Source organism: Aureimonas ureilytica (assembly GCF_001475935.1).
GTDB lineage: Bacteria > Pseudomonadota > Alphaproteobacteria > Rhizobiales > Rhizobiaceae > Aureimonas > Aureimonas ureilytica_A.
In genome coordinates, this window is sequence record NZ_LDQA01000021.1 from 40,853 (window position 1) to 62,545 (window position 21,693).

Annotated in this window: 18 protein-coding genes; 15 read left to right on the top strand and 3 right to left on the bottom strand. The window is 66.6% G+C overall.

From position 1 onward, the window contains the following. Nucleotides 1-102: 102 nt before the first annotated feature. The 3 genes from NS365_RS09015 to NS365_RS09025 all read left to right on the top strand — a co-directional run bounded on the left by NS365_RS09015 (nt 103) and on the right by NS365_RS09025 (nt 3,012). Nucleotides 103-828 carry a recombinase family protein gene (locus tag NS365_RS09015; protein WP_082684525.1) on the top strand — a complete coding sequence of 242 codons (726 nt, stop codon included), beginning with the start codon at nt 103-105 and terminating at the stop codon, nt 826-828. Nucleotides 829-1,024: 196 nt separating this feature from the next. Then, nucleotides 1,025-1,306: a hypothetical protein gene (locus tag NS365_RS24480; RefSeq protein WP_058599955.1), complete on the top strand. Its 282-nt coding sequence runs from the start codon at nt 1,025-1,027 to the stop codon at nt 1,304-1,306. A gap of 230 nt (nt 1,307-1,536) precedes the next feature. Beyond that, nucleotides 1,537-3,012 (top strand): UdgX family uracil-DNA binding protein, encoded by a 1,476-nt coding sequence (locus NS365_RS09025; RefSeq protein ID WP_058599956.1) that lies wholly within the window; start codon nt 1,537-1,539, stop codon nt 3,010-3,012. An 85-nt stretch (nt 3,013-3,097) separates the two neighbouring features. On the opposite strand, the gene NS365_RS09030 is transcribed toward NS365_RS09025, so the two are convergent. Continuing rightward, complete coding sequence (locus NS365_RS09030; protein ID WP_193753419.1) at nt 3,098-5,266, bottom strand: HAMP domain-containing methyl-accepting chemotaxis protein; 2,169 nt, start codon at nt 5,264-5,266, stop codon at nt 3,098-3,100. A gap of 358 nt (nt 5,267-5,624) precedes the next feature. Between NS365_RS09030 and NS365_RS09035 the strand changes: the two genes are divergently transcribed. After that, nucleotides 5,625-7,145 (top strand): ATP-binding protein, encoded by a 1,521-nt coding sequence (locus tag NS365_RS09035; RefSeq protein ID WP_082684517.1) that lies wholly within the window; start codon nt 5,625-5,627, stop codon nt 7,143-7,145. A 693-nt stretch (nt 7,146-7,838) separates the two neighbouring features. Next, nucleotides 7,839-8,180 carry an ATPase inhibitor subunit zeta gene (locus tag NS365_RS09045; RefSeq protein ID WP_058599959.1) on the top strand — a complete coding sequence of 114 codons (342 nt, stop codon included), beginning with the start codon at nt 7,839-7,841 and terminating at the stop codon, nt 8,178-8,180. Between the two features lie 8 nt (nt 8,181-8,188). Here the strand turns inward: NS365_RS09045 and NS365_RS09050 are convergent, their stop codons facing one another. Next, nucleotides 8,189-8,770: a DUF2585 family protein gene (locus NS365_RS09050; protein ID WP_193753420.1), complete on the bottom strand. Its 582-nt coding sequence runs from the start codon at nt 8,768-8,770 to the stop codon at nt 8,189-8,191. 274 nt (nt 8,771-9,044) lie between these two features. Here NS365_RS09050 and NS365_RS09055 point away from each other — a divergent pair, with 274 nt between their 5' ends. The 5 genes from NS365_RS09055 to NS365_RS09075 all read left to right on the top strand — a co-directional run bounded on the left by NS365_RS09055 (nt 9,045) and on the right by NS365_RS09075 (nt 14,699). Continuing rightward, on the top strand, nt 9,045-10,319 hold the full coding sequence (locus tag NS365_RS09055) for a glycosyltransferase (RefSeq protein WP_058600076.1): 1,275 nt from the start codon (nt 9,045-9,047) through the stop codon (nt 10,317-10,319). Beyond that, nucleotides 10,316-11,485, top strand: a complete 1,170-nt coding sequence (crtY, locus tag NS365_RS09060; protein WP_058599961.1) for a lycopene beta-cyclase CrtY — start codon at nt 10,316-10,318, stop codon at nt 11,483-11,485. Before NS365_RS09055 ends, crtY begins: the two co-directional genes overlap by 4 nt. Further along, on the top strand, nt 11,482-12,999 hold the full coding sequence (locus NS365_RS09065) for a phytoene desaturase (protein WP_058599962.1): 1,518 nt from the start codon (nt 11,482-11,484) through the stop codon (nt 12,997-12,999). The genes crtY and NS365_RS09065 overlap by 4 nt, the downstream gene beginning before the upstream one ends. Further along, entirely contained in the window at nt 12,996-13,958 is a 963-nt protein-coding gene (locus NS365_RS09070) for a phytoene/squalene synthase family protein (RefSeq protein WP_058599963.1), read from the top strand. Before NS365_RS09065 ends, NS365_RS09070 begins: the two co-directional genes overlap by 4 nt. A 72-nt stretch (nt 13,959-14,030) precedes the next feature. After that, nucleotides 14,031-14,699 (top strand): O-methyltransferase, encoded by a 669-nt coding sequence (locus NS365_RS09075; RefSeq protein WP_206612125.1) that lies wholly within the window; start codon nt 14,031-14,033, stop codon nt 14,697-14,699. Between the two features lie 12 nt (nt 14,700-14,711). Here the strand turns inward: NS365_RS09075 and NS365_RS09080 are convergent, their stop codons facing one another. Then, complete coding sequence (locus tag NS365_RS09080; protein WP_058599965.1) at nt 14,712-15,650, bottom strand: polyprenyl synthetase family protein; 939 nt, start codon at nt 15,648-15,650, stop codon at nt 14,712-14,714. 225 nt (nt 15,651-15,875) lie between these two features. Here NS365_RS09080 and fni point away from each other — a divergent pair, with 225 nt between their 5' ends. The 5 genes from fni to NS365_RS09105 all read left to right on the top strand — a co-directional run bounded on the left by fni (nt 15,876) and on the right by NS365_RS09105 (nt 21,541). Beyond that, a complete protein-coding gene (fni, locus tag NS365_RS09085) occupies nt 15,876-16,913 on the top strand; it encodes a type 2 isopentenyl-diphosphate Delta-isomerase (protein ID WP_058599966.1) in 1,038 nt (345 codons plus the stop codon). Between the two features lie 86 nt (nt 16,914-16,999). Next, entirely contained in the window at nt 17,000-18,046 is a 1,047-nt protein-coding gene (locus NS365_RS09090) for a class 1 fructose-bisphosphatase (protein WP_082684519.1), read from the top strand. Nucleotides 18,047-18,051: 5 nt separating this feature from the next. Further along, nucleotides 18,052-18,723, top strand: a complete 672-nt coding sequence (rpe, locus tag NS365_RS09095) for a ribulose-phosphate 3-epimerase (protein WP_058599968.1) — start codon at nt 18,052-18,054, stop codon at nt 18,721-18,723. 379 nt (nt 18,724-19,102) lie between these two features. Then, nucleotides 19,103-20,155 carry a TerC family protein gene (locus tag NS365_RS09100; protein ID WP_244493397.1) on the top strand — a complete coding sequence of 351 codons (1,053 nt, stop codon included), beginning with the start codon at nt 19,103-19,105 and terminating at the stop codon, nt 20,153-20,155. A gap of 270 nt (nt 20,156-20,425) precedes the next feature. Further along, entirely contained in the window at nt 20,426-21,541 is a 1,116-nt protein-coding gene (locus tag NS365_RS09105) for an ABC transporter substrate-binding protein (protein WP_058599969.1), read from the top strand. The last annotated feature ends 152 nt before the right edge of the window (nt 21,542-21,693 follow it).

The following is a 21,693-nucleotide window of genomic DNA, read 5'->3' on the forward strand; positions in this document are numbered from 1 at the left end:
TTCCGCCCGGCCTTTTCGCGTTTGGAAGGCGCGGCCATGCGCGGCTTGACGATGGCGGCGGACCGGGCCCACATCGAAGCCAACCCAGCGCGACGGACCCTCATGGCTCGAATCGGATATGCCCGTGTCAGCACCGCCGATCAGGACCTGACGCTTCAGGTCGAGCGGCTGAAGGCGGCCGGCTGCATGATCATCCGGTCGGAAAAGCAGTCCGGCAAATCCCGAACCGGGCGCGACGAGCTGGAAACGATCCTCCAGTTCCTGCGCGAGGGCGATGAGCTGGTCGTGGTGCGTCTCGACCGGCTGGGCCGATCGACGCGGGACGTGCTCAACATCGTCCACGATCTCGACCAGGCCGGCGCGTCCCTGCGCGTGCTCGACCCCGAACTCACCACGAGCGGCGATCTCGGCCGGCTGGTGGTCACCGTGCTCGGCATGGTGGCCGAGATGGAGCATCGCTTCATTCTGGAGCGCCAGCGGGCGGGCATTGAGGCGGCCAAGGGGCGCGGCGTCTACAAGGGCCGCCCGCGTACCGCGCCCAACGAGGAAATCCGCCGCCGCCGCGCCACCGGCATGGGCGTGACCGAGATCGCCCGCGCGCTGAAGGTCTCGCGCATGACGGTCTATCGTGCGCTGTCGCCGGGCGACGGGGCAGAGGCGTCTGCCACTGATCCGACTGAAAAGCCCGCGATTGCCGCGCCAAAATCGGGCAAGCCGAAGGCTGAGGTTCCGAGCGCCAAGGCCAAACCCGAGACCGCCGAGCCCCGCGCGGCGGGCAAGCCAGCCACCCGAGGCATGCGCCGGCCTGCGTCGCGATCGTCGAAATAGGCGCGGTCTCGCAGACCTCGCGCAGTTTGCCGTTGATGGTGCTACAAAAAGGCCGGTGCGCATCCGCGCTTTCTGCTAGAGGGCGCGTCAGGCGAGCGGAGCCCCGACCGCCTGAAGAGCGCCTGATGGTACGAACCCCGGAACATCCGGCCGTCCGCAGCTTTCTTCTCTCCAGCGAACCCAAGGAGACGCGACCATGCTGACCGAAGCCAAGACCGACGAAATCTCCGAAAAGATCGCCGCGATCTTTCAGGGGATGGAACTGGACGATGTGGCCGGCATCCTGAAGATCCAGCTCGCGATGCTGGTAACGCAGGGCACCGACGACGCCGACGCCGCCATGGAATTCCTCGACGAAATCTATGAGGACGTCGAGCAGATGGTCGAGTCCTTCCCCTTCGGCGAAGAAGGGGACGAGGATGAGGAAGACGAAGAAGACGAAGACGACGACAAGGACGGCAAGCCTTCGGCCAACTGAGGCCGCGCGCCGCCCGACGCGCTCGCCGGAGGCCGGACTGCGCGGCCCTGGCGGCGAAGCGTCGAGTTCTTTCGAGCCATGAGATTTCAAACGGGGCGGCCCATAGAGCCGTCCCGTTTTGCGTTTAGGCCAAGCCTCAGCGAAACGGATGCGGAAGGCTTGCAGCCGCGCGAGGGAACCGGCGCGCCGAGTGCGGGCTTTTGCTTCATGCTCTCGGGAGGATGGACGCGATGTACGAGGTTCGGCTCGACCACCCCGCCGATTTCGATGGCTGGCGCGAAGCCGCCCGCCGCGCCCTGGCGCTGAATGTCCCGCCCGAAGAGTTGAGCTTCACGGTGGGCGAGGGGCCGGCCGGCCTTTTCGCCGAGCCCTTGCCCGACGCGCCCGCCGATGCGCCGGGTTTCTCCGTGCCCCGCAGCTTCCCCGATCTGGCAGTGAAGCTCGTCTGCCATGCCGACCCGGAGCGCTTCGCATTCGCCTATCGCCTGCTCTGGCGTCTGCAACGCGAGAAGGGGCTTCTGGAGATCGCTGCCGACCCCGACATCGCCCGCGCGCACGAGATGGAAAAGGCCGTGCGCCGCGACAGCCACAAGATGAAGGCCTTCCTGCGCTTTCGCGAGGTCGGAACCGAAGAGGGGAGGCCTGTCTATATTGCCTGGTTCGAGCCCTTCCATCATGTGGTGGAACTGACCGCGCCCTTCTTCATGCGCCGCTTCCCCGGCATGATCTGGACCATCCTGACACCCCAGCGCTCGGTGCATTGGGATGGCGCGGAAATGACCTTCGCGCCCGGCGCGGACCCCTCGCAGAAGCCGGCCGAGGATGCGGTGGAGGCGCTCTGGCTCACCTATTACCGCTCGATCTTCAACCCCGCGCGGCTGAAGGTGAAGGCGATGCAGGCCGAGATGCCGAAGAAATACTGGCACAACCTGCCCGAGGCCGTCTTGATCGAACCCTTGATCCGGGGCGCGGAAGAGGCATCGCGCCGCATGATCGAAACCGCGCCGACCCTGCCGAGTTTGCGTCACGAGAGAGCGATGGAGCGTGGCGAGATGGCAAGAACAGCGAAGGTGCCCGCCTTCAACGGCTTCAACAAGCCGCCGGAGGATCTGGACGAAGCGCGCGAACAGGCGCGCCATTGCAAGGCCTGCCCGCTCTGGGAGCCCGCGACGCAAACCGTTTTCGGCATGGGGCCGGCCGATGCGCCCGTCATCTTCGTCGGCGAACAGCCGGGCGATCAGGAGGATCTGGCGGGCGAGCCCTTCATCGGCCCGGCCGGCAAGGTCTTCGACGCCGCGCTGGCCGCTGCCGGCATCGACCGGGCCCAAGCCTACGTCACCAATGCCGTGAAGCATTTCAAGTTCGAGCCGCGCGGCAAGCGGCGCATCCACGCCAAACCGAACATGGGTGAGATCAAGGTCTGCCGCTGGTGGCTGGAGCAGGAGCGCGAGCTGATCCGCCCCCGGCTGATCGTGGCGCTCGGCGCGACCGCGGCGGCCTCCGTGCTCGGCCATAGCGTGACGATCCGCGACACGCGCTCGCGCCTCATCGACCTGCCCGATGGCGCGACGAAACTGCTCGTCACCGTCCACCCCGCCTATATCCTGCGCCTGCCGGACCCCGAGGCGCAACGCCGCGAAACGCTGGCTTTCGAGGAGGATATGGGGCGCGTGAAGGCCGAGGTTCCGGAAATCGCCCTCGGCTGAGAGGCGTCCCCCAACGAAACGCGGCGGACGATCGCTCGCCCGCCGCGTTTCGTGTTCCGCTCGTCTGGCCGCGCGAGGCTGAGTGTCAGCCGCTCATCCGCTCGAAGCTGGAGTCGAGTTCGAGGTTGAAGCCTTCCTTCGTCGGAGCCTGGGGGGCGGCGGCGGGAGCGGCCTTGACCGTGGCGGGCGAGGTGAAGCCCTGCGCCATGGCCTGAAGCTCCCGCACATTGGCCTTGGCGCGAGCCGGAGCCTTGGCGCGCGGCTGGATGGCGGGTTGGTCGGCGCGGGGCGCGGCCGGGTGCGCGGCGATGCGGAAGAAACTGGCCCGCTCGGCCAGTCGGCGCGCCTCGCCCGACAGCTGCTCGGCCGTCACGGACATTTCGTTGGCCGCGCCGCTGGAAGCCTGCGTCACCTCGTCGAGCTGCGTCACGGCCGCGACCGTCTGCTGCGTCACCTGGTCGAGCTGCGTGATCGCTTGGTTGATCTGTTCCGCGCCGATATTCTGCTCGCGGCAGGCGGCGGAGATTTCGGCGACGAGTTCGGCCGTGCGCCGGATATCGGGCACGAGATTGCCCAGCATCGTGCCCGCTTCCTCGGCAACGCCCAGCGTGTCGCCGGACAAAGTGCCGATCTCCTGCGCGGCCAGCTGCGAGCGCTCGGCGAGCTTGCGCACTTCCGAAGCGACCACGGCGAACCCTTTGCCGTGCTGTCCGGCGCGGGCCGCCTCGATGGCCGCGTTCAAGGCCAGAAGATCGGTCTGGCGGGCGATTTCCTGCACCACGGAAATCTTCGCCGCGATGGTGCGCATGGCCACGACCGACTTCTGCACGGCCTCGCCGCTGCGCGCGGCATTGGTGGCCGCCATGGTGGCGATCTTCTCGGTCTGCGTGGCGTTCTCGGCGTTCTGGCGAATATTGGCGGCCATCTCTTCCATGGCGGCCGAAGCCTGTTCGGTGGCGGCGGCCTGCTCGCTGGCCCCCGACGACAGGCGCTGCGTGGTCGCGGCCTGCTGGGTGGAGCCGGCCGAAAGCTGCTCGGCCGTGACGGCGGCCTGGGTCGAGCCGGCGGCCACCTGCGCGGCGGAATTGTTCACGTCGGACGCGATCTCGGAGAGGTTCTCCACCATCTGGCCCATGGCGCGCTGGAGATCGGCGATCTCGTCCGTTCCCTTGGGATCGAGACGCTGCGTCAGGTCGCCCTGCGCGATGGCGTTGGCGAGCGTGACGGATCGACCAAGACCGCGCGAGATGGAGACCGCGATCCAGGTCGCGGCGGCCGCGCCGATCAGAATCGCGCCCACCAGCATCGAAAGGAGCCAGAAGCTCGTCGTGCTGTAAGAGGTCTTGGCTTCGGCCAAGGAGTCCTGCGTGATCCGATTGGCCTGCTCCACAGCCTTGTCGAGGCGCGCCAACAAGACATCGGCGACCGGCACCATCTCGTTCACCGTCATATCCTGGCTCTTCTGCATCCAGTTCTGCAGGCCGAGATCAGCTTGCTGGCGCAGCACCTGCGCCAGGTTCCTCCATTGCGCGCGCATGTCCTCCACATCGGGCGCAAGCGAAGCGGGCAGGGCGGTCGCCAGATCGCGTGACAGCCGTTCGAAGTCAGCGCCAGCCGCATTCAGGGCGCCGCTCGACGCGTCCATCGCCGCATCTTGGGTGAGGGCGACGGTCTGTAGGGCTTCAAGCTGCGCCGTTTTCGCGGCCAGCTTCACGGCATCGAGGGTCTCGCGCGCCGTTTCGTCCGCGCTCACGGCCTTCATACGAGCCTGCAGCGTTGCGAAGGAGCGTTCGAGGGAGGCCGCAAGAGGCTGGTAGGCGTTGACGGCCTTCGAGGCCAAAGCGACATCCGCATTCCCCGAAATCGGAAAGAGCTTCTGCGTGATGGTGCGGAACTTCTGCAGATCCGGTTCGACGGTCTGGAAAGACTGCCGATCCTGCGGCTGCATGGAAGCCAGCAGACGCTGCTGCGCCTCGTTCAACTTGTCCCAATTTCCGTCGAACAGCGTCTTCATCTTATCCACGAAGGCGGGGTCGCTGCTGTCCATCAACTGGCGCATGTTCAACGAGATGTCCGCCAAGGCGGCTTTGAAGTCTTTCGCGGCGCTGACCTGCACGAAAGGTCCATTGACGAAGTCGCCAAGCGTTTGATTGGATCGCTCGAGGCTGGCAAGCCCGAAGTAACCAATGCCGCCCGTCAAGACGAGGACAGCTCCAAAGCTTGCTGCAAGCTTTGTCTTAACGGAGATGCGCATAGACAATCGACCTCAGAAGTTAAATTTATATAAGACTTCAATACATAGTCGCATTGGTCCATTAATGTGCGGTGAATGCGCGCATGTTTGTGTAGCTATAATGGAATGCAATGAATTCTTAAGCATGGAATTTTTTATATTTGGTCGTCTATCTCGAGGCTTGAATCTCTCGACCGTCGAGGCCGTCCGGTGATGGGCGGAGCGGTTTCGATCATGTCCATGAAAACATTGTGGACGAGCGCGCCGGTGCGCTTTGAAAGCCCATCCCGATCCGCTAGATAAAATGATCCTGACAGGGTTGGGCTTTTCTGATCGTGGCGTGCCGCGCTCCTGACCCGTTTGCCGCAGAGGTTTAGCTTTGACCAAGGTCGCGGTCGATCTCGGAACCACCGCCACGGGCGAGCCGGCGGAGATGGATCTGGAGGAGCTTCTCTCGACCCGCCTTCTGGTGCAGGGCAATTCGGGCTCCGGCAAGTCGCATCTCTTTCGCCGCATTCTGGAGCAGAGCGCGGGCTGGGTGCAGCAGGCGATCATCGATCCCGAGGGGGACTTCGTGTCCTTCTCCGATCGCTTCGGCCATGTCGTGGTGGATGCCGATCGCACGCCGTCCGAGCTGGGGCGCATCGCCGCGCGCATTCGCCAGCACCGCGCCTCCGTGGTTCTCAATCTGGAAGGGCTCGACGCCGAGGTGCAGATGAGCTGCGCCGCCGCCTTCCTGAACGGGCTGTTCGACGCCGACCGGCATCATTGGTTTCCCATGCTGATCGCCGTGGACGAGGCGCAGATCTTCGCGCCCTCCATGGCGGGCGAAGTGGCCGACGAGGCGCGGCGCATCTCGCTCGGCGCCATGACCAATCTCATGTGCCGTGGCCGCAAGCGCGGTCTGGCGGGCATGATCGCGACCCAGCGACTCGCCAAGCTCGCCAAGAACGTCGCCGCCGAAGCGTCGAACTTCCTGATGGGGCGCACCTTTCTCGACATCGACATGGCGCGCGCGGCCGATCTTCTGGGGCTCGACCGCCGGCAGGCCGAGCGCTTCCGCGATCTGGAGCCCGGCCATTTCGTGGCGCTGGGGCCGGCCTTGTCGCGCAAGCCGATCCCCGTGCGCATCGGCCCGGTCGAGACCGCCGGCCGGTCGGGGCGGCCGGTCCTGATGGCGCTTCCCGAGGCCAGCCCCGAGGCCATGGCGGACCTGATCTTCACGGCGGGCGAGAACGAGCCCGACATCCTGCCCGCGCCCGTCCGGCGCGAGCCGCTGCCGACGCGCGAGCTTCTGGAGCGTGTGGCGGCCAACCGCGCGAGCGCGCCCGCGCCCCTGCGCGAGGAAGAGGTGGCCGAGCCCGATCCGGTGGCCGAGGCCGAGCGGCAGGCTGTGGTGGATGCGATCTTCGCCGATCTGATGGCCGATCCCGAGGCCGCCTTCCGCCCCGTCCAGATGCTGTATCAGGACTTCATCACCCATTGCCGGCTGAAGCGCGTGGGCGATGGCGGGCTCGACATGGCGGGTTTTCGCCGTCGTCTGGCGCTGGCGCGCGCTGGTGTCGGCTCGGGCGGCGAGGACGAGGGCTGGGCCGAGGTCGTGCGCCGCTCCGAAGAACTGCCTGAGGATATGCAGGGCGTCTATCTCCTGCTCGCCAAGGCGGCGCGCGACGGCGAGCCCTGCCCGAGCGACGAGGTACTGGCGCGCGCCTATGGCAGCCATTCGCCCTCGCGGGGGCGTTTTCTGCTGACCTATATGTCGGAGCGCTTCTATATCGCCGCCGAGACGGATTTTCGCGGCAACCGCGTCGTCTCCATCGCCGGCACGGACTGGCGCACGGGGGCGGGTCTGTCGGGCAAGCGCGTGCCGGGCACGACGCCGCGCATGCGCCGGGCCTAGGGCCTCTCGCAGAGCTTGGAGGGGTGGCTGGTGGTCTTTGTCTCCGGCCAAGAACTGAGCGGTGAGAGCACCGGACAAAACCTCGTGCGGTCGGCTGGTCGGGTCTTCCCGCCATCCATGGGCGAGCCACTGATCTCGCCCATCCTTCGGACTGCGGCGAATGCTCGCCGATGCTGACTAGCATCGACTGTGCGTCGCTCCGCGCGGAGTGACGAAAATCCCTCGACCAGCCTCCGTCCGGCGGTCTTGGTAGGCGCTCTTCTTCCCCTTGGGCACTGTGAAACCACCTGATGTCTGTCGCGCCACGACGGGGCATGTTCTGCTTCCCTGACGATAAGGCCCCCCTGGCCGGGCAATCTGCTCAGTTTAAAAGCTTCATGCTCGAGAACTTGGCAGTCTTTGTAGGCGTGCTGGCCGAATCGGATGGTTTCTCTCCCCTGTGCCCATGTCTTGTGGCCAATAGTTTCGCAAGTATCGAGAACGCTGGCGGCGATCAGCGCTGATATAGTGCGGGAAGCCGGCTCCTCGTCGCGCGAACGTGAGGTCAACTGACGGTTAAGTTTACGCTTCAGCAATAACTTATTGGAGTTCGATTCAATTGGACCTATTCCAACAAGCCGGTTTTGACGCGTGGGGTGCATAGTCCTCCCATGCCGCGAAAGAGAGCGCGGCGAGGGGAAAAGGGACCAGCCTATGACGATCGATCGCCGCCGTGACATGCAGGAAAAGCTCTTCGTCGCTCGTGAGCGCCGCTCCTTCGAGGACCGCGCCCGTGCCGACCGGATCGTCGGCCTTTGGGCGGCCGAGCAGCTGGGTCTCAAGGGGCAGGCCATCGATGCCTATACGGGTTCGGTGATCGGCGCGGGCGTCGCCCGTCCGGGTGGTCGCGGCGGGTTCGACAAGGTCGCAGCCGATCTGGTGGCCCTCGGCATCTCGGCCGACACGGTGCGCGCCCGCTACGCCATGGCCATGGACGAGGGCGTCATGATCGGTCGCTCGGTCGCGATCGCCAACGCCAATCCGCTTTACGCCTAGACCCTCCTTTAGACCGAGACGCCGAGAAGGCGCAGGCTCCCCAGGATGAAGCCGTCGTTGATCGCAAACGCGACGGCTCCCTCCAAGGCGAGAGCGGTGATAAGGGCGAGCGGAGCAGGAAGCCCGCGCGCCAGAAGGAAGCCCACGGCGACGAACAGCGTGTCGCCGAAGGCATTGAGAATGCTGTCGCCCTCGTAGCTGGGCGTGCCCGGTGCATTGCCGAACAGGGCGATGATGACAGGCGTGTTCTCCATCGCCTCCCAGATCGCGCTGGACGCGAGGGTCGCGAGAACCATCCAGCTGAGCGGCCAATGCGGCGCCATGCGCCCGATGAAGACCGCCAGACCCATTCCGAACATGACATGCAGCGCGGAATACCAATCCGCGAATTGCTGCGAGGCGCCCGGTGAATACGGGTCGCCGTCCCAAAGCGCCAGCGTGCCGCAGGTGCAGGTGAGTGGCCGGCCCATCCAGCCGAGCCAGGCCGCCATCGCGGTCAGGATCGCGAGCCCGATCGCCACCTGCACGGGAAGGCTCGTCGGCCCCGCGAGTCCGCTCCGTGAGCGGTCGTGATGGATCATGTCACTCATCGTCGGGCATCCCATGGGCCGATCGTCTGGGTCGTCCGGCCCACTGTGCCTCGCCATGCGCAGCGTTCCTCGCCTGGATGAAACGTTGCGTTCGGTCGCGAAGTTGCACGGCCGCCCGCGCGACGGGGCGACGCAAGGTGGGCTCGGAAGAGCTGCTGGACGATGGGTCGGGCGTCAGAATTCGTTCCGATTGCCGATGGAACACACGCGTCGACGCGCCATATGGTCGGGCAAGGTCCCGGTCTTCGCGGGCCGCTCCCGCCCGCGATGCTCGATGACCCGCTTTCTTCTCGTGACCCCGCCGCTTCTCAGCCATGTCCGCGCCTTCGAAGCGCTGGGCGAGGCGCTGGTCGCGCGTGGGCACAGGGCGGCGATTCTCCTCAATGCCGGTGGCACGGCGCTGGTGCGCTCGCCTGATATCGAGCCACTCGAAGTCGGCCCCGGCGCGGGACCGGCGCAGCTGACCGACCGACCGACCGGGCTCTTCGGCATCCTGCGCACGGTGCGCGAGGGGGCGTGGCGCACAGAGGCGCTGGTCACCGAGGGCCCGCGCCTGGCCGCCCGCTGGGGCGCCGAGGCGGTTCTGGTCGATCAGATGGAACCGGCCGGCGCGCTTCTGGCCGAGCATCTGGAACTGCCCTTTCTTTCGGTCGCCGCCGCCTTGCCGATCGACCCCGATCCCGCCATTCCCGCGCCCTATCTCGGCTGGCCCTATGATCCGAGTCCCGAGGGGCTGAAGCGCAACCGAGGCGGCGAGCGCGTCGCCCGGCTGCTTCTGCGCCGCCAGCGCGAGACGATTCGCGCGGCGTGCTCTCGCCTCGGACTGCCGCTCCGCGAGCGGATGGAGGATTGTCTGTCGCCGCTGGCCAGTCTGTCGCAGACCGTGGCCGGCTTCGACTATCCACGCGCGCCCGCCGCGCGCATCGCCGCGCTCGGCCCCTTTCGCAGCACCAAGGACAATGTGGGCGTCTCGCCGCTGCGAAGCGACGGAATCCGGCCCCTCGTCTTTGCCTCGCTCGGCACCTTGCAAGGGCACAGGCTCGGCCTGTTCCAGACGATCGCCCGCGCCTGCCGGCAGGTCGGCGCGCGGCTGGCGATCGCCCATTGCGGGCGTTTGTCGCCGGCCGAGGCAGCAACGCTCGACGCCGAACTCGTGACCGACTTCCTGCCCCAGCGCGCGATTCTGGCAGAGGCCGATCTCTGCATCTGCCACGCGGGCCTCAACACGGTGCTGGATGCGCTGGAAGCCGGCGTTCCCGTGTTGGCCTTGCCGATCGCTTATGATCAGCCGGGCGTTGCGGCGCGTCTCGTCCATCAGGGCGCGGGCCTCAGCCTCTCCCATCGCCTCCTGTCGCCGTCCGACCTCGCCCGCGCGCTGCAACGCCTGACGCGGGAACCCGGCTTTCGGCGCGAGGCCGAGCGTCTCGGCCGCGAGATCGCCTCGGCCGGCGGCGCGGCGCGGGGCGCTGAATTGGCCGAGCGCCTCGTCGCCGAGACGCTCGATGGCATCAGCCGGTCCCGCCGTCTCAAACAGCCCGAGCCCGCATGAGCACAGAAACCTATGATCTGATTCTCGCCGGCGGCGGTCTCGCCAACGGGCTGATCGCCCATCGCCTGCTGGAACGCCGGCCCGAGCTTCGGCTTCTCGTGGTGGAGGCCGCGCCGCGCTTAGGGGGCAACCACACCTGGAGCTTTCACGACGGCGATCTCTCCTATGTCGAGCATCAATGGATCGACCCGTTCGTCGCGCGCCGGTGGCCCGGCTATGACGTGCACTTTCCTCGCCGCGCACGCCCGGTCGACACCGGCTATGCCTCCGTCTCGTCCGAACGCTTCGCCGATATCCTGACGCCAGCGCTCGGCGAGCGGCTTCTCATGGGCACGCCGATCCGCGCTCTGACGGCGCAAAGTGTCACGCTGGAGGACGGGCGAGTGCTTCAGGCGCGCGCCGTGATCGACGGGCGCGGCCAGCGCCGGAGCGCGCATCTGACGCTCGGCTTCCAGAAGTTTCTGGGGCAGGAATGGGAAACGGACGGCCCGCACGGCCTGACGCAGCCCATCGTCATGGACGCGACCGTGCCGCAGGCGGACGGCTATCGCTTCGTCTATGTCCTGCCCTTCTCGCCGACGCGGCTCCTGATCGAGGACACCTATTACGCCGATGGCGCGGCGCTGGAGCGCGAGGTCCTGCGCCGCGAGATCGCAGCCTATGCGAACCGACGCGGCTGGCGGCTGAAGACGCTGGTGCGCGAGGAGGACGGCATCCTGCCCATCGCCCTCGGCGGAGACATGGGGCGGCTGATCGAGGAAGCGCAGGGCGTGCCGACCGTCGGCCTCGCCCGCGCGCTGTTTCACCCGACCACCGGCTATTCGCTGCCCGACGCCGTGCATGTGGCCGATCTCGTGTCCGCCGCGCCCGAGCTTTCGGCCGGGGCGCTGGAGCGCATCCTCTCGCAGCATGCGCGCAATCTCTGGAGCGACCGGGCCTATTTCCGCATGCTCAACCGACTGCTCTTCGGCGCGGGCGAGCCGACCGAGCGCTATCGCATCCTGGAGCATTTCTACCGGCTGCCCGATCCGCTCGTGGCGCGGTTCTACGCCGCACGTCTGGAATTTTCCGACAAGTTGCGCATCTTCGTCGGCAAACCACCCGTCTCGGTGCGCGGCGCGCTTCGCATTCTGGCCGCGCCCACCCGTCTCAAGGACAGTGCATGATCGCTCCCACACCCGTCGCCCTGTCCGGCTCCCGGCCGCAAACGGCCATCGTGATCGGATCGGGCTTCGGAGGGCTGTCGCTGGCCATCCGCCTGCAGGCGGCCGGTATCCAGACGACGCTTCTGGAGAAGCGCGACAAGCCGGGCGGGCGCGCCTATGTCTATGAGGATCAGGGCTTTGTCTTCGACGCGGGGCCGACCGTCATCACCGATCCGAGCGCGCTTCAGGAGCTTTGGGCGGCAGCCGGGCGGCGGATGGAAGACTATGTGACGCTTCTGCCCGTCAGCCCCTTCTACCGGCTCTGCTGGGAGGACGGATACCAGTTCGACTATGCCAACGATCAGGCCGAACTGGACCGGCAGATCGCGGCCAAGAACCCGGCGGATGTCGAGGGCTATCGCCGCTTTCTGGCCTATTCGCGGGCCGTGTTCGAGGAAGGCTATCTCAAGCTCGGCACCGTGCCCTTCCTGCATTTTCGCGACATGATCCGCGCCGGGCCGCAACTCGCCAAGCTTCAGGCGTGGCGCTCGGTCTATGCCAAAGTGTCCGAGTTCATCACGGACGAGCAGTTGCGGCAGGCCTTCTCCTTCCATTCGCTTCTGGTCGGCGGCAACCCGTTCGCGACCTCCTCCATTTATGCGCTGATCCACGCGCTGGAGCGCGAATGGGGCGTGTGGTTCCCCAAGGGTGGGACGGGCGCGCTGGTACGCGGCATGGTCAAGCTGTTCGAGGATATCGGCGGGCGCACCGAGCTTTCGGCCGAGGCGGAGCGGATCGAGACGGAAGGGGCGCGCGCGACGGGCGTCGTCCTGAAAGACGGCCGACGCTTTACAGCCGATCTCGTCGCCTCCAACGCCGATGTCGTGCACACCTATGCTGGGCTGCTCGGCCACACGCCGCGCGGCGAAAAGGAGGGCAAGCGCCTCAAGGGCAAGCGCTTCTCCATGTCGCTCTTCGTCCTCTATTTCGGCCTCAAGCGGCACCAGCCGCAGCTTCAGCACCATACGGTCCTGTTCGGCCCGCGCTATCGCCCGCTGATCAACGAGATCTTCAAGGCGAACACGCTGGCCACCGACTTCTCGCTCTATCTGCACAGCCCCTGCGCGACCGACCCTTCGCTCGCGCCTGATGGTGCGGGCAGCTATTACGTGCTCTCGCCCGTGCCCCATCTCGGCAATGCGCCGCTCGACTGGAGCGTGGAAGGGCCGCGCTATGCCGACCGCATTCTCGACTATCTGGAAGCGCGCTACATGCCGGGCCTGCGCGCCGATCTCGTGACGCAGCGCATCTTCACGCCGAACGATTTCCAGAGCGAGCTGAACGCTCATCACGGCTCGGCCTTCTCGCTCGACCCCGTGCTGACGCAATCGGCCTATTTCCGCGCCCACAATCAGGACGATGCGATCCGCAATCTCTTCTTCGTGGGCGCGGGCACGCATCCGGGCGCGGGCGTTCCGGGCGTCGTCGGCTCGGCCAAGGCGACGGCCGGCCTGATCCTGAACCAGGCGGCATGAGCACAGGCGAGGGGGGCGAACTCGATCGGTTCGCCGAAGCGTCGATCGCTCAAGGGTCGAAGAGCTTCGCCGCCGCCGCGCGCCTGTTCGACGGGGCGACGCGGCGCGATGTCATGCGCCTTTACAGCTGGTGCCGCCATTGCGACGACGTGGTGGACGGGCAGGAGGGCGGGCAGGGTCATGTCGCCTCGCCCGAGCCGCCCGAAGCCCGCATTGCCGGGCTCCGGCGCGACACCGCGCGCGCTCTGGCGGGCGAGGCGAACGGCCTTCCGTTGAGCTTTCGTGCGCTGGGCGCGGTCGCACGGCGCCACGCCATGCCCGCTAGCCTCTTCGAGGAGCACCTGAACGGCTTCGCGCTCGACGTGGAGGGACGACGCTACGAGACGCTGCACGAGCTTCTCACCTATTGCTGGCATGTGGCGGGCGTCGTCGGCGTCATGATGGCGCGTGTCATGGGCGCGAGGGACGAGGCCGTGCTCGACCGCGCGGCCGATCTCGGCCTCGCCTTTCAGCTCACCAATATCGCGCGGGATGTGGTGGCCGATGCCGGCGAGGGACGCGTCTACCTGCCGCTCTCCTGGCTGCGCGAAGAAGGGCTTTCGCCGGACGATTTGCTCGATCCCGCCAAGGCGGATGCGGTCGCTCGGCTGCGCGCCCGGCTCGTCTCGGCCGCCGAGCCCTATTACGCCTCGGCCCGCATCGGCATCGACCATTTGCCCCGCCGCTCGGCCTGGGCCATCGCGACGGCCGCGCTCGTGTATCGCCGTATCGGGCTGAAGCTCGTCGCGCGGGGCCCGGCCGCGCATGGTATCAGAATCTCCACGAGCGGGCCGGAGAAGCTCGCAGCCATCGTTTCAGGCGCGCGCATCGCCTTCGCCCCGCGCCGCCCCGGCGGACCGGCCCGCGACAGGGCGCTCTGGCAGCGGCCCACTATGAGCCTGCATTCCGCTGCAATGTGATCGGCCTTTTCCATGACAGACGAGGCTCTTAAGCCTCGCTGAGCCAGTGGAGAGGGAAGCGGCATGTCGCGAATGATTCAGGAAGCGGATCAAGAGACGGTCTGGGCGGAGGTCGATGCCTATCTCGGCCGGGAACTGCACCTGACCGACCCCGTGCTGGAGGCGGTTCTCGTGGCCAATGCCGCAGCTGGGCTGCCGGCCATCGACGTATCGCCCGCGCAAGGGCAGATGCTCGCTCTCTTCGTCGCGATGGCGAAGGCCGAGCGCATCTTGGAAATCGGCACGCTCGGCGGTTTCAGCACGATCTGTATGGCCCGCGCCCTGCCGGAAACGGGTCGTATCGTCACGATCGAGCGGGAGTCGGTCCATGCCGAAGTCGCCCGCGCCAATTTCGAACGCGCCGGGCTACAGGACCGAATCGACCTGCGGGTCGGCGCGGCGCTGGACGTGCTGCCGGATCTCGAAGGGCCGTTCGATCTCGTCTTCATCGACGCCGACAAGCCCAGCAATCCCTTCTATTTCGAATGGGCCATGCGCCTGTCGACGCCCGGCACGGTGATCATCTTCGACAATGTGATCCGCAAGGGCGCGGTGGTGGACGAGGCCAGTCTCGACGCGAATGTTCAGGGCGCGCGGGCGGCCATCCGGCTCTTGGGCAGCGATCCGCGCCTCAAGGCGACGGCCCTGCAAACGGTTGGCTCCAAGGGCTGGGACGGGTTCGCGCTGGCGGTGGTCGCCTGACCCGCTGCGCCCTCAGACCGCGCCGAGTTCCAGTTCGCGTCGCGTCTCGGCTTCCACAAGATGGCGCGGGCCGACGGATCGGTCGAACACCTGCACGAGAAGGGCTTCCAGTCGCGAGGCGGGGCCGAGCGCGCTGACGAGACAGGCGCGCGCTTCGTCCACATGCCGGTCGATTCGCCGTCCCACCTGCTCGGGGCCGATGATGGAAACGATGGTGGACTTCAACGAGTCCTTGCCCGTGTCCTTGCCGATCACGACGGCGCTGGGGCCGGCGGCATCCAGAAGATCGTCCAGGAGCTGGAAGGCGAGGCCCAGCTCGCGGGCGAAGCCCTGCAGGGCGGCTCGGACCTCGGGTTTGGCGCGGCAGAGAACGGCACCCAGTTCCACGGCGGCGGTGAAGAGCGAGCCGGTCTTGAGGCCGTTGGCCGCATCGATCTCGCTGACCGGACGCGGGCCGCGCCCGCCGCGCAAATCCTGATACTGGCCGGCGACGAGCCCGCGCGCGCCCACCGCATCGGCCAGAACCGCGACGCATTCGCCCCGCTGCGCGCTGTCGGCGCCTTCCAGCCGGGCCAGCGTGCCATAGGCCTGCGAAAGAATGGCGATGGCGCAGAGAACCGCGACATCCTCGCCATGGGCGCGGTGCAGGGTCGGGCGTCCGCGCCGGAGCTCGGCATCGTCCATGCAGGGCAGATCGTCGAGGATCAGGGAGGCGGCGTGCACCATTTCCAGCGCGCAGCCGGCGTCCATCGCCGCCTCGCGCGGGCCGCCCAGAGCCTCGGCCACCAGCAGCGTCACGAGCGGGCGCAGCCGCTTGCCGGGGGCCAGGACCCCGTCCCGCAGCGCGATGTCCAGAGAGGACTGGCCCTCCACCACGCAGGGCATGAGTTCGGCCAATCGGTGATCCACCTCGGCGAGAAGGTCGCGGGTCGTCTGCGGTCCGGCTGTCATCGTCGCGTCGCAACCTTCTTCAATCGTCGAGGGCAGCCCGTCGCCTGCACACAAAACTCGATGTAAATTAGTAGCACTCCAAAAGTGTTCGGGAAGTGCGTTATCAGCCTTACGACCTATGTCTGCGACGATAGGACATAGAGCGCCGCTTGCTGTTCGCGAGCGCAAGGCGACATAAATCGAAGCGCTGCCGCGCCGAATCGCGACTGCCAGAAGGAGTCCTCCGTGCCAGAGGCCGATATTCGTTCACGCAAGGGTGATCATCTCGACATCGTCTTGCGCCCGGCCCTTGTCTCGGCGCGTGTCAACGCAGGCTTCGACGCGGTGCGTTTCGAACATGCCGCTCTGCCGGAGGTCGATCTGGACGAGATCGACCTGTCGACGCAGTTCCTGGGCCGCCGGCTCGGCGCGCCTATCCTCATCTCCTCGATGACGGGCGGGATGGAGCGCGCCGCGCGCATCAACCTGAGACTGGCGGAAGCTGCGCAGGTGCTGGGTCTGGCGCTGGCCGTCGGCTCGCAGCGCATCGCCATTGAGGGGCGCGGGCAGGGCGGGCTCGACGGCTCGCTGCGCCGCGCCGCGCCCGATGTGCCGATCCTCGCCAATATCGGCGGCGCGCAGCTTCTGGCCGGCTGGGGCCTCGACGAGGCGCGCCGCGCGGTGGAGATGATCGAGGCCGATGCGCTGATCGTCCATCTGAACCCGCTGCAGGAAGCGGTGCAGCCGGAGGGCGACCGGCGCTGGCGTGGGCTTCTGTCCGCCATCGAGGCGCTGGCGCGAGACCTTGGACGCCCCATCGTCGCCAAGGAGGTCGGCAACGGCCTGTCGGGCCGGCTTGGCCGCAGGCTGATGGATGCGGGCGTTCATGCGCTGGATGTCGCCGGGGCAGGGGGCACGAGCTGGGCGGCCATCGAGGCCGAGCGGCTTCAGGACCCCGTCGCGAGGGCGACGGCCCTGCTCTTCGCCGACTGGGGCATTCCGACCGCGCGCGCCATTCGGGACGTGCGCGCCGCCTGCCCGGAGGCCGTGGTGATCGGCTCGGGCGGCGTGCGCCATGGGCTGGATGTGGCGAAGGCCATTCGCCTCGGCGCCGATCTCGCCGGCCAGGCGGCGGCCGCTCTGCCGGGGGCCGATCATTCGGCCGAGGCGGTCGTGGCGCATTTCCAAGAGGTGATCCAGCAATTGCGCATCGCCTGTTTCTGCACCGGTTCGCCCGATCTCGCCGCGCTGCGGCAAGCACCGCTCCTGTCGGACGAGGGCTGAAACGAAGCCGCCCGATTTTTCCGGTTTGCGCTGCGGCCGGCTTCCTTTATCCAAACGCCATCCGACGGGTTCCCATGGGAGGATGCATGACCGCCACGCTCGAGGAGTTTTTCGCTCCCTTTGCCGCCAGGAGCCCGATCGGGCGCGACGTCGCCGCGCTGCTGACGGAGCTGGCCGGAGCGGCCGCGAGCCTCCAGACGCTGATCAGCTCGGGCGGTGCGATGGGCGGGGCCAGCGCGACCTCTCCCAAGGGCGCGGCCAATGGCGGCGGCGATGTGCAGAAGGTCTTGGACCTCGAAGCCGATCGCCTCTTCGTGGCGGCCGCTCGCGCCGCGCCGGTGGCCTTCTACGGCTCCGAGGAACAGGACGAGGCCGTGGCGATGCAGCCCGAGGGCACGCTCGCGCTGGCGATCGACCCGCTCGACGGCTCGTCCAATATCGAGACCAATGTCTCCATCGGCACGATCTTTTCCGTGCTGCCGGTCGAGGCCGAGCACCGGGCCGATCCCGCCAGCGTCTTCCGCCAGCCCGGCCGCCGTCAGCTGGCTGCTGGTTTTTTCGTCTATGGGCCGCAGCTTCTTCTGGTCGCGACGGTGGGCGAGGGGACACATGTCTTCGGCTGGTCGCCCGAGACACGGCGCTTCACCTTCGCGCAGACGCTGCGCATTCCCGAAGACGCCAAGGAATATTCGATCAACGCCTCGAACGTTCGCCATTGGGACGCGCCGGTGCGCCTCTATGTCGACCGGTGCCTCGCCGGCAAGGACGGGCCGCGCGGGCGCGACTTCAACATGCGCTGGGTCGCCTCCATGGTGGCGGACGCCTATCGCATCTTCGTGCGCGGCGGCGTCTATCTCTACCCCGGCGACAGCCGCAAGGGCTACGCGCAGGGTCGCATCCGTCTTCTCTACGAGGCGAGCCCGGTGGCCTTCTGCGCCGAGCAGGCCGGCGGTGCGGCGACGGACGGCATCCATCCGATCCTCGACATCGTGCCCGAAGGGCTGCACCAGCGCACGCCCGTCGTCTTCGGCTCGCGCAACGAGATTCTGGAGATCGGACGCATCATGGCGGACCCGGACAGCCTCGCCACCGAATCCCCGCTTCTCCTGCATCGCCCGACCGGCGGAATCTGAGCATCATGGCCGCAGACCTCGTTATCGCCCCGTCCATCCTTTCCTCCGACTTCTCGCGCCTGGGCGAAGAGATCGCGGCGGTCGATCGCGCCGGGGCGGACTGGATCCATCTCGACGTGATGGACGGGCACTTCGTGCCCAACATCACCTTCGGCCCGCCGGTCGTGGCGGCCGTGCGGGCTGCGTCGAAGAAGTTCTTCGACGCCCATCTCATGATCGAACCGGCCGATCCCTATCTCGAAGCCTTCGCCAAGGCGGGCTGCGACGGCATCACCGTCCATGCCGAGGCAACGCGCCATCTCGACCGCTCGCTGCAGGCGATCCGCGCGCTCGGCTGCAAGGCGGGCGTCGCCATCAACCCGGCCACGCCCGAAACGGCGATCCAATACGTGCTCGACCGCGTCGACCTCGTTCTGGTGATGACGGTCAATCCCGGCTTCGGCGGGCAGAGCTTCATCCGCTCGACGCTGGACAAGATCGGGCGCGTGCGCGCCATGATCGGCGACCGGCCCATCCGCCTTCAGGTGGATGGCGGCGTTGCGCCGGATACGATCGGGGAGATCGTGGCTGCCGGAGCCGATACGTTCGTGGCCGGCTCGGCCGTCTACAAGGGCGGCAACGAGGCCGCCTATCGCGCCAACATGGATGCGCTGCGGAAAGCTGCCGGACGCAGCTGACGAGACTGGGTTTCGCGACAGAGGGATTTGAAGCAGTGCCATCTGGCTTCAAGTCCTTCTCAACTCGACGTGATAATGCTGCCTGATCGAAAGGCTTTTCACAGTCGAAACGCCCGGTCCCGGCGCGCTTGTACCGATTTAAACTGTGACCCCGGCCTGATCGGCCGATGATTTTCTTCGCAGGTGCGTTCGAAATCCTCGGACGCCCCGTTGCGTCCGGCTGAAAACAACACACCTATCTGCCGCGTCGCGTCGTGGGGACGGTTGCGAACGGCCGTCTCGCGGACAGGCCATCGGAAGCCCCGCACTGGGCCGGAGATGGTCCTCGCGAGACGGAAGGAAACACGCGGACGGATCGTCCGCCGCCAAGGAGGGGTCGTTGGACCAGACATTATCGAATGCAGCCGCGGACACCGCGCTGACGGGCATTGCGCCCGACACCGTGCCGACCTGGGTCTGGCTCGCGACGCTCGGGGCGATCGCGGCCCTGTTCATCTTCGACTTCCTGACCCATGTCCGAAAGCCGCATGAGCCGACCTTCAAGGAAGCGGCGCTCTGGTCCACCTTCTACGTGGCGCTGGCCCTCCTGTTCGGCTGGGGCGTCTGGCATTTCTGGGACCGCGAGCACGGCGTCGAGTATTTCGCCGGCTTCATCACCGAGAAGTCGCTGTCGGTCGACAATCTCTTCGTGTTCGTCATCATCATGAAGAGCTTCCGCGTCCCGGCGGCCTATCAGCAGAAGGCTCTGCTGATCGGCATCGTGATCGCACTCATCATGCGCGGCATCTTCATCGCGCTCGGCGCCGCCGCCATCGAACGCTTCTCCTGGGTGTTCTACCTCTTCGGCCTGTTCCTTCTGTGGACGGCTTGGAAGCTCGTGGTGGAAAGCCTCAAGCACACCAAGTCCACGGACGAGGACTACGAGCCCAACGGCGTGGTGAAGTGGTTCCAGCGCCATATGCCGACCACGGACGATTATCGCGGCAACGCGCTGACGGTGATCGAGAACGGCAAGCGCATGTTCACGCCGATGGCGATCGTCATCCTGGCGCTCGGCATGACGGATCTGCTCTTCGCGCTGGATTCGATCCCCGCGATCTACGGCCTGACCGACGCGCCTTATATCGTCTTCACGGCGAACGCCTTCGCGCTGCTCGGCCTGCTGCAACTCTACTTCCTGCTGGGCGGCCTGCTCGATCGTCTAGTCTATCTCGGCATCGGCCTGTCGCTGATCCTCGCCTTCATCGGCGTGAAGCTCATCATCCATGCGATGGAAGCCAACACGCTGCCCTTCCTGAACGGTGGTCAGCCGATCGAGGGACTGCCGCATATCGAGACGGGCTTCTCGCTGTCGGTGATCGTCGGCATCCTCGTCGTTACCACGGTGGCGAGCTTGCTGAAGAGCCGGTCAGACGCCCGCAAGTTGCGGTAAGAAGCACACCTTTCGGTGATGAATTGAGGAAGGCCGGCACCACGCCGGCCTTCTTCGTTAAAAATGAGTTGGGATAAGGGGAGGCTGCCTCTTCTTTTTGCTTGCCTGTTTTTCGATAAGCCCCTCACATACCCTCATCGCCGCGAGGTGTTGAAAGCGCGTTCAGTCGACATGCAACTGTCATGCGACCATGATAGCCGGCAGGCCGCGCACGGTTCGCACAAGCAGGGAACCGGCCGACACTGCGGCAATCGAGGGAGAGGGCCCGACATGATCCGGACATTGAATCACGGCGTTTCCATTTTGGCCGTCGCGGCTTTCGCGTTTTCCGCCGCCATTCCGGCCGCCCGCGCCCAGTCGATGGACGAACTGGTCGCCGCCGCCAAGAAAGAAGGGCAGCTTACCACGATCGCCCTGCCGCATGACTGGTGCAACTACGGCGCGATGATTTCGGGTTTCAAGGCCAAGTACGGCCTTCAGGTCAACGAACTGAACCCCGATGCCGGCTCGGCCGACGAGATCGAGGCCATCAAGGCCAACAAGGGCAATACCGGCCCGCAGGCGCCCGACGTGATCGATGTCGGCCTGTCCTTCGGCCCGCAGGCCAAGACCGACCAGCTCGTTCAGCCCTACAAGGTTGCGACCTGGAGCGAGATCCCGGACGACGCCAAGGATGCCGAGGGCTACTGGTATGGCGACTATTATGGCGTTCTCACCTTCGAGGTGAACAAGGACATCGTGAAGGACGCGCCGAAGGATTGGCCCGATCTTCTGAAGTCCGACTATTCCAACTCCGTCGCGCTGGCCGGCGATCCGCGCGCCTCCTCGCAGGCGATCCAGGCGGTCTATGCCGCCGGTCTTTCGGCCAAGCCGAACGGTACCGCGACGGAAATCGCCGATGCCGGCCTCGACTTCTTCAAGAAGCTGAACGCCGAAGGCAATTTCGTCCCCGTCATCGGCAAGCCCGCCTCGCTGGCGCAGGGCACGACGCCCATCATGATCCGCTGGGACTACAACGCCCTGGCCGGCCGCGACACGCTGAACGGTAACCCGCAGGTCGAGGTCATCGTGCCCAAGACGGGCGTCGTCGCCGGCGTCTACGTTCAGGCGATCAGCGCCTTCGCGCCGCATCCGAACGCCGCCAAGCTCTGGATGGAATATATCTATTCCGACGAGGGCCAGCTCAACTACCTCAAGGGCTATTGCCACCCGATCCGCTTCAACGCGATGGCCAAGGCCGGCAAGATCCCGCAGGATCTGCTCGACAAGCTGCCCCCGGCCGCCGACTACGAGAAGGCCAAGTTCCCGACGCTGGCCGATCAGAACGCTGCCAAGGCCGAGATCACCACCAAGTGGGACGAAGTCGTCGGCGCCAAGGTCCAGTAAGACCGTCTCGAAAGGCCGCTCGATCCATGGGCGGCCTTTTCGCATACTCCGTCCGTTCGGTCCCCTCGGGGCGGGCGTGCGACTGAACACGAAAGGGAACGTTACCGCCTCGCTATCTCCTCAGGATGGCGTCCCAGGCGCGAGCGTCTCGG

What these genes read in the sequence shown, in the direction of transcription:
- NS365_RS09015 (WP_082684525.1), top strand. Translation starts at nt 103, where the DNA reads ATGGCTCGAATCGGATATGCCCGTGTCAGCACCGCCGATCAGGACCTG.
- NS365_RS24480 (WP_058599955.1), top strand. Translation starts at nt 1,025, where the DNA reads ATGCTGACCGAAGCCAAGACCGACGAAATCTCCGAAAAGATCGCCGCG.
- NS365_RS09025 (WP_058599956.1), top strand. Translation starts at nt 1,537, where the DNA reads ATGTACGAGGTTCGGCTCGACCACCCCGCCGATTTCGATGGCTGGCGC.
- NS365_RS09030 (WP_193753419.1), bottom strand. Translation starts at nt 5,266, where the DNA reads ATGCGCATCTCCGTTAAGACAAAGCTTGCAGCAAGCTTTGGAGCTGTC.
- NS365_RS09045 (WP_058599959.1), top strand. Translation starts at nt 7,839, where the DNA reads ATGACGATCGATCGCCGCCGTGACATGCAGGAAAAGCTCTTCGTCGCT.
- NS365_RS09050 (WP_193753420.1), bottom strand. Translation starts at nt 8,770, where the DNA reads ATGAGTGACATGATCCATCACGACCGCTCACGGAGCGGACTCGCGGGG.
- NS365_RS09055 (WP_058600076.1), top strand. Translation starts at nt 9,045, where the DNA reads ATGACCCGCTTTCTTCTCGTGACCCCGCCGCTTCTCAGCCATGTCCGC.
- crtY (WP_058599961.1), top strand. Translation starts at nt 10,316, where the DNA reads ATGAGCACAGAAACCTATGATCTGATTCTCGCCGGCGGCGGTCTCGCC.
- NS365_RS09065 (WP_058599962.1), top strand. Translation starts at nt 11,482, where the DNA reads ATGATCGCTCCCACACCCGTCGCCCTGTCCGGCTCCCGGCCGCAAACG.
- NS365_RS09070 (WP_058599963.1), top strand. Translation starts at nt 12,996, where the DNA reads ATGAGCACAGGCGAGGGGGGCGAACTCGATCGGTTCGCCGAAGCGTCG.
- NS365_RS09075 (WP_206612125.1), top strand. Translation starts at nt 14,031, where the DNA reads ATGATTCAGGAAGCGGATCAAGAGACGGTCTGGGCGGAGGTCGATGCC.
- NS365_RS09080 (WP_058599965.1), bottom strand. Translation starts at nt 15,650, where the DNA reads ATGACAGCCGGACCGCAGACGACCCGCGACCTTCTCGCCGAGGTGGAT.
- NS365_RS09090 (WP_082684519.1), top strand. Translation starts at nt 17,000, where the DNA reads ATGACCGCCACGCTCGAGGAGTTTTTCGCTCCCTTTGCCGCCAGGAGC.
- rpe (WP_058599968.1), top strand. Translation starts at nt 18,052, where the DNA reads ATGGCCGCAGACCTCGTTATCGCCCCGTCCATCCTTTCCTCCGACTTC.
- NS365_RS09105 (WP_058599969.1), top strand. Translation starts at nt 20,426, where the DNA reads ATGATCCGGACATTGAATCACGGCGTTTCCATTTTGGCCGTCGCGGCT.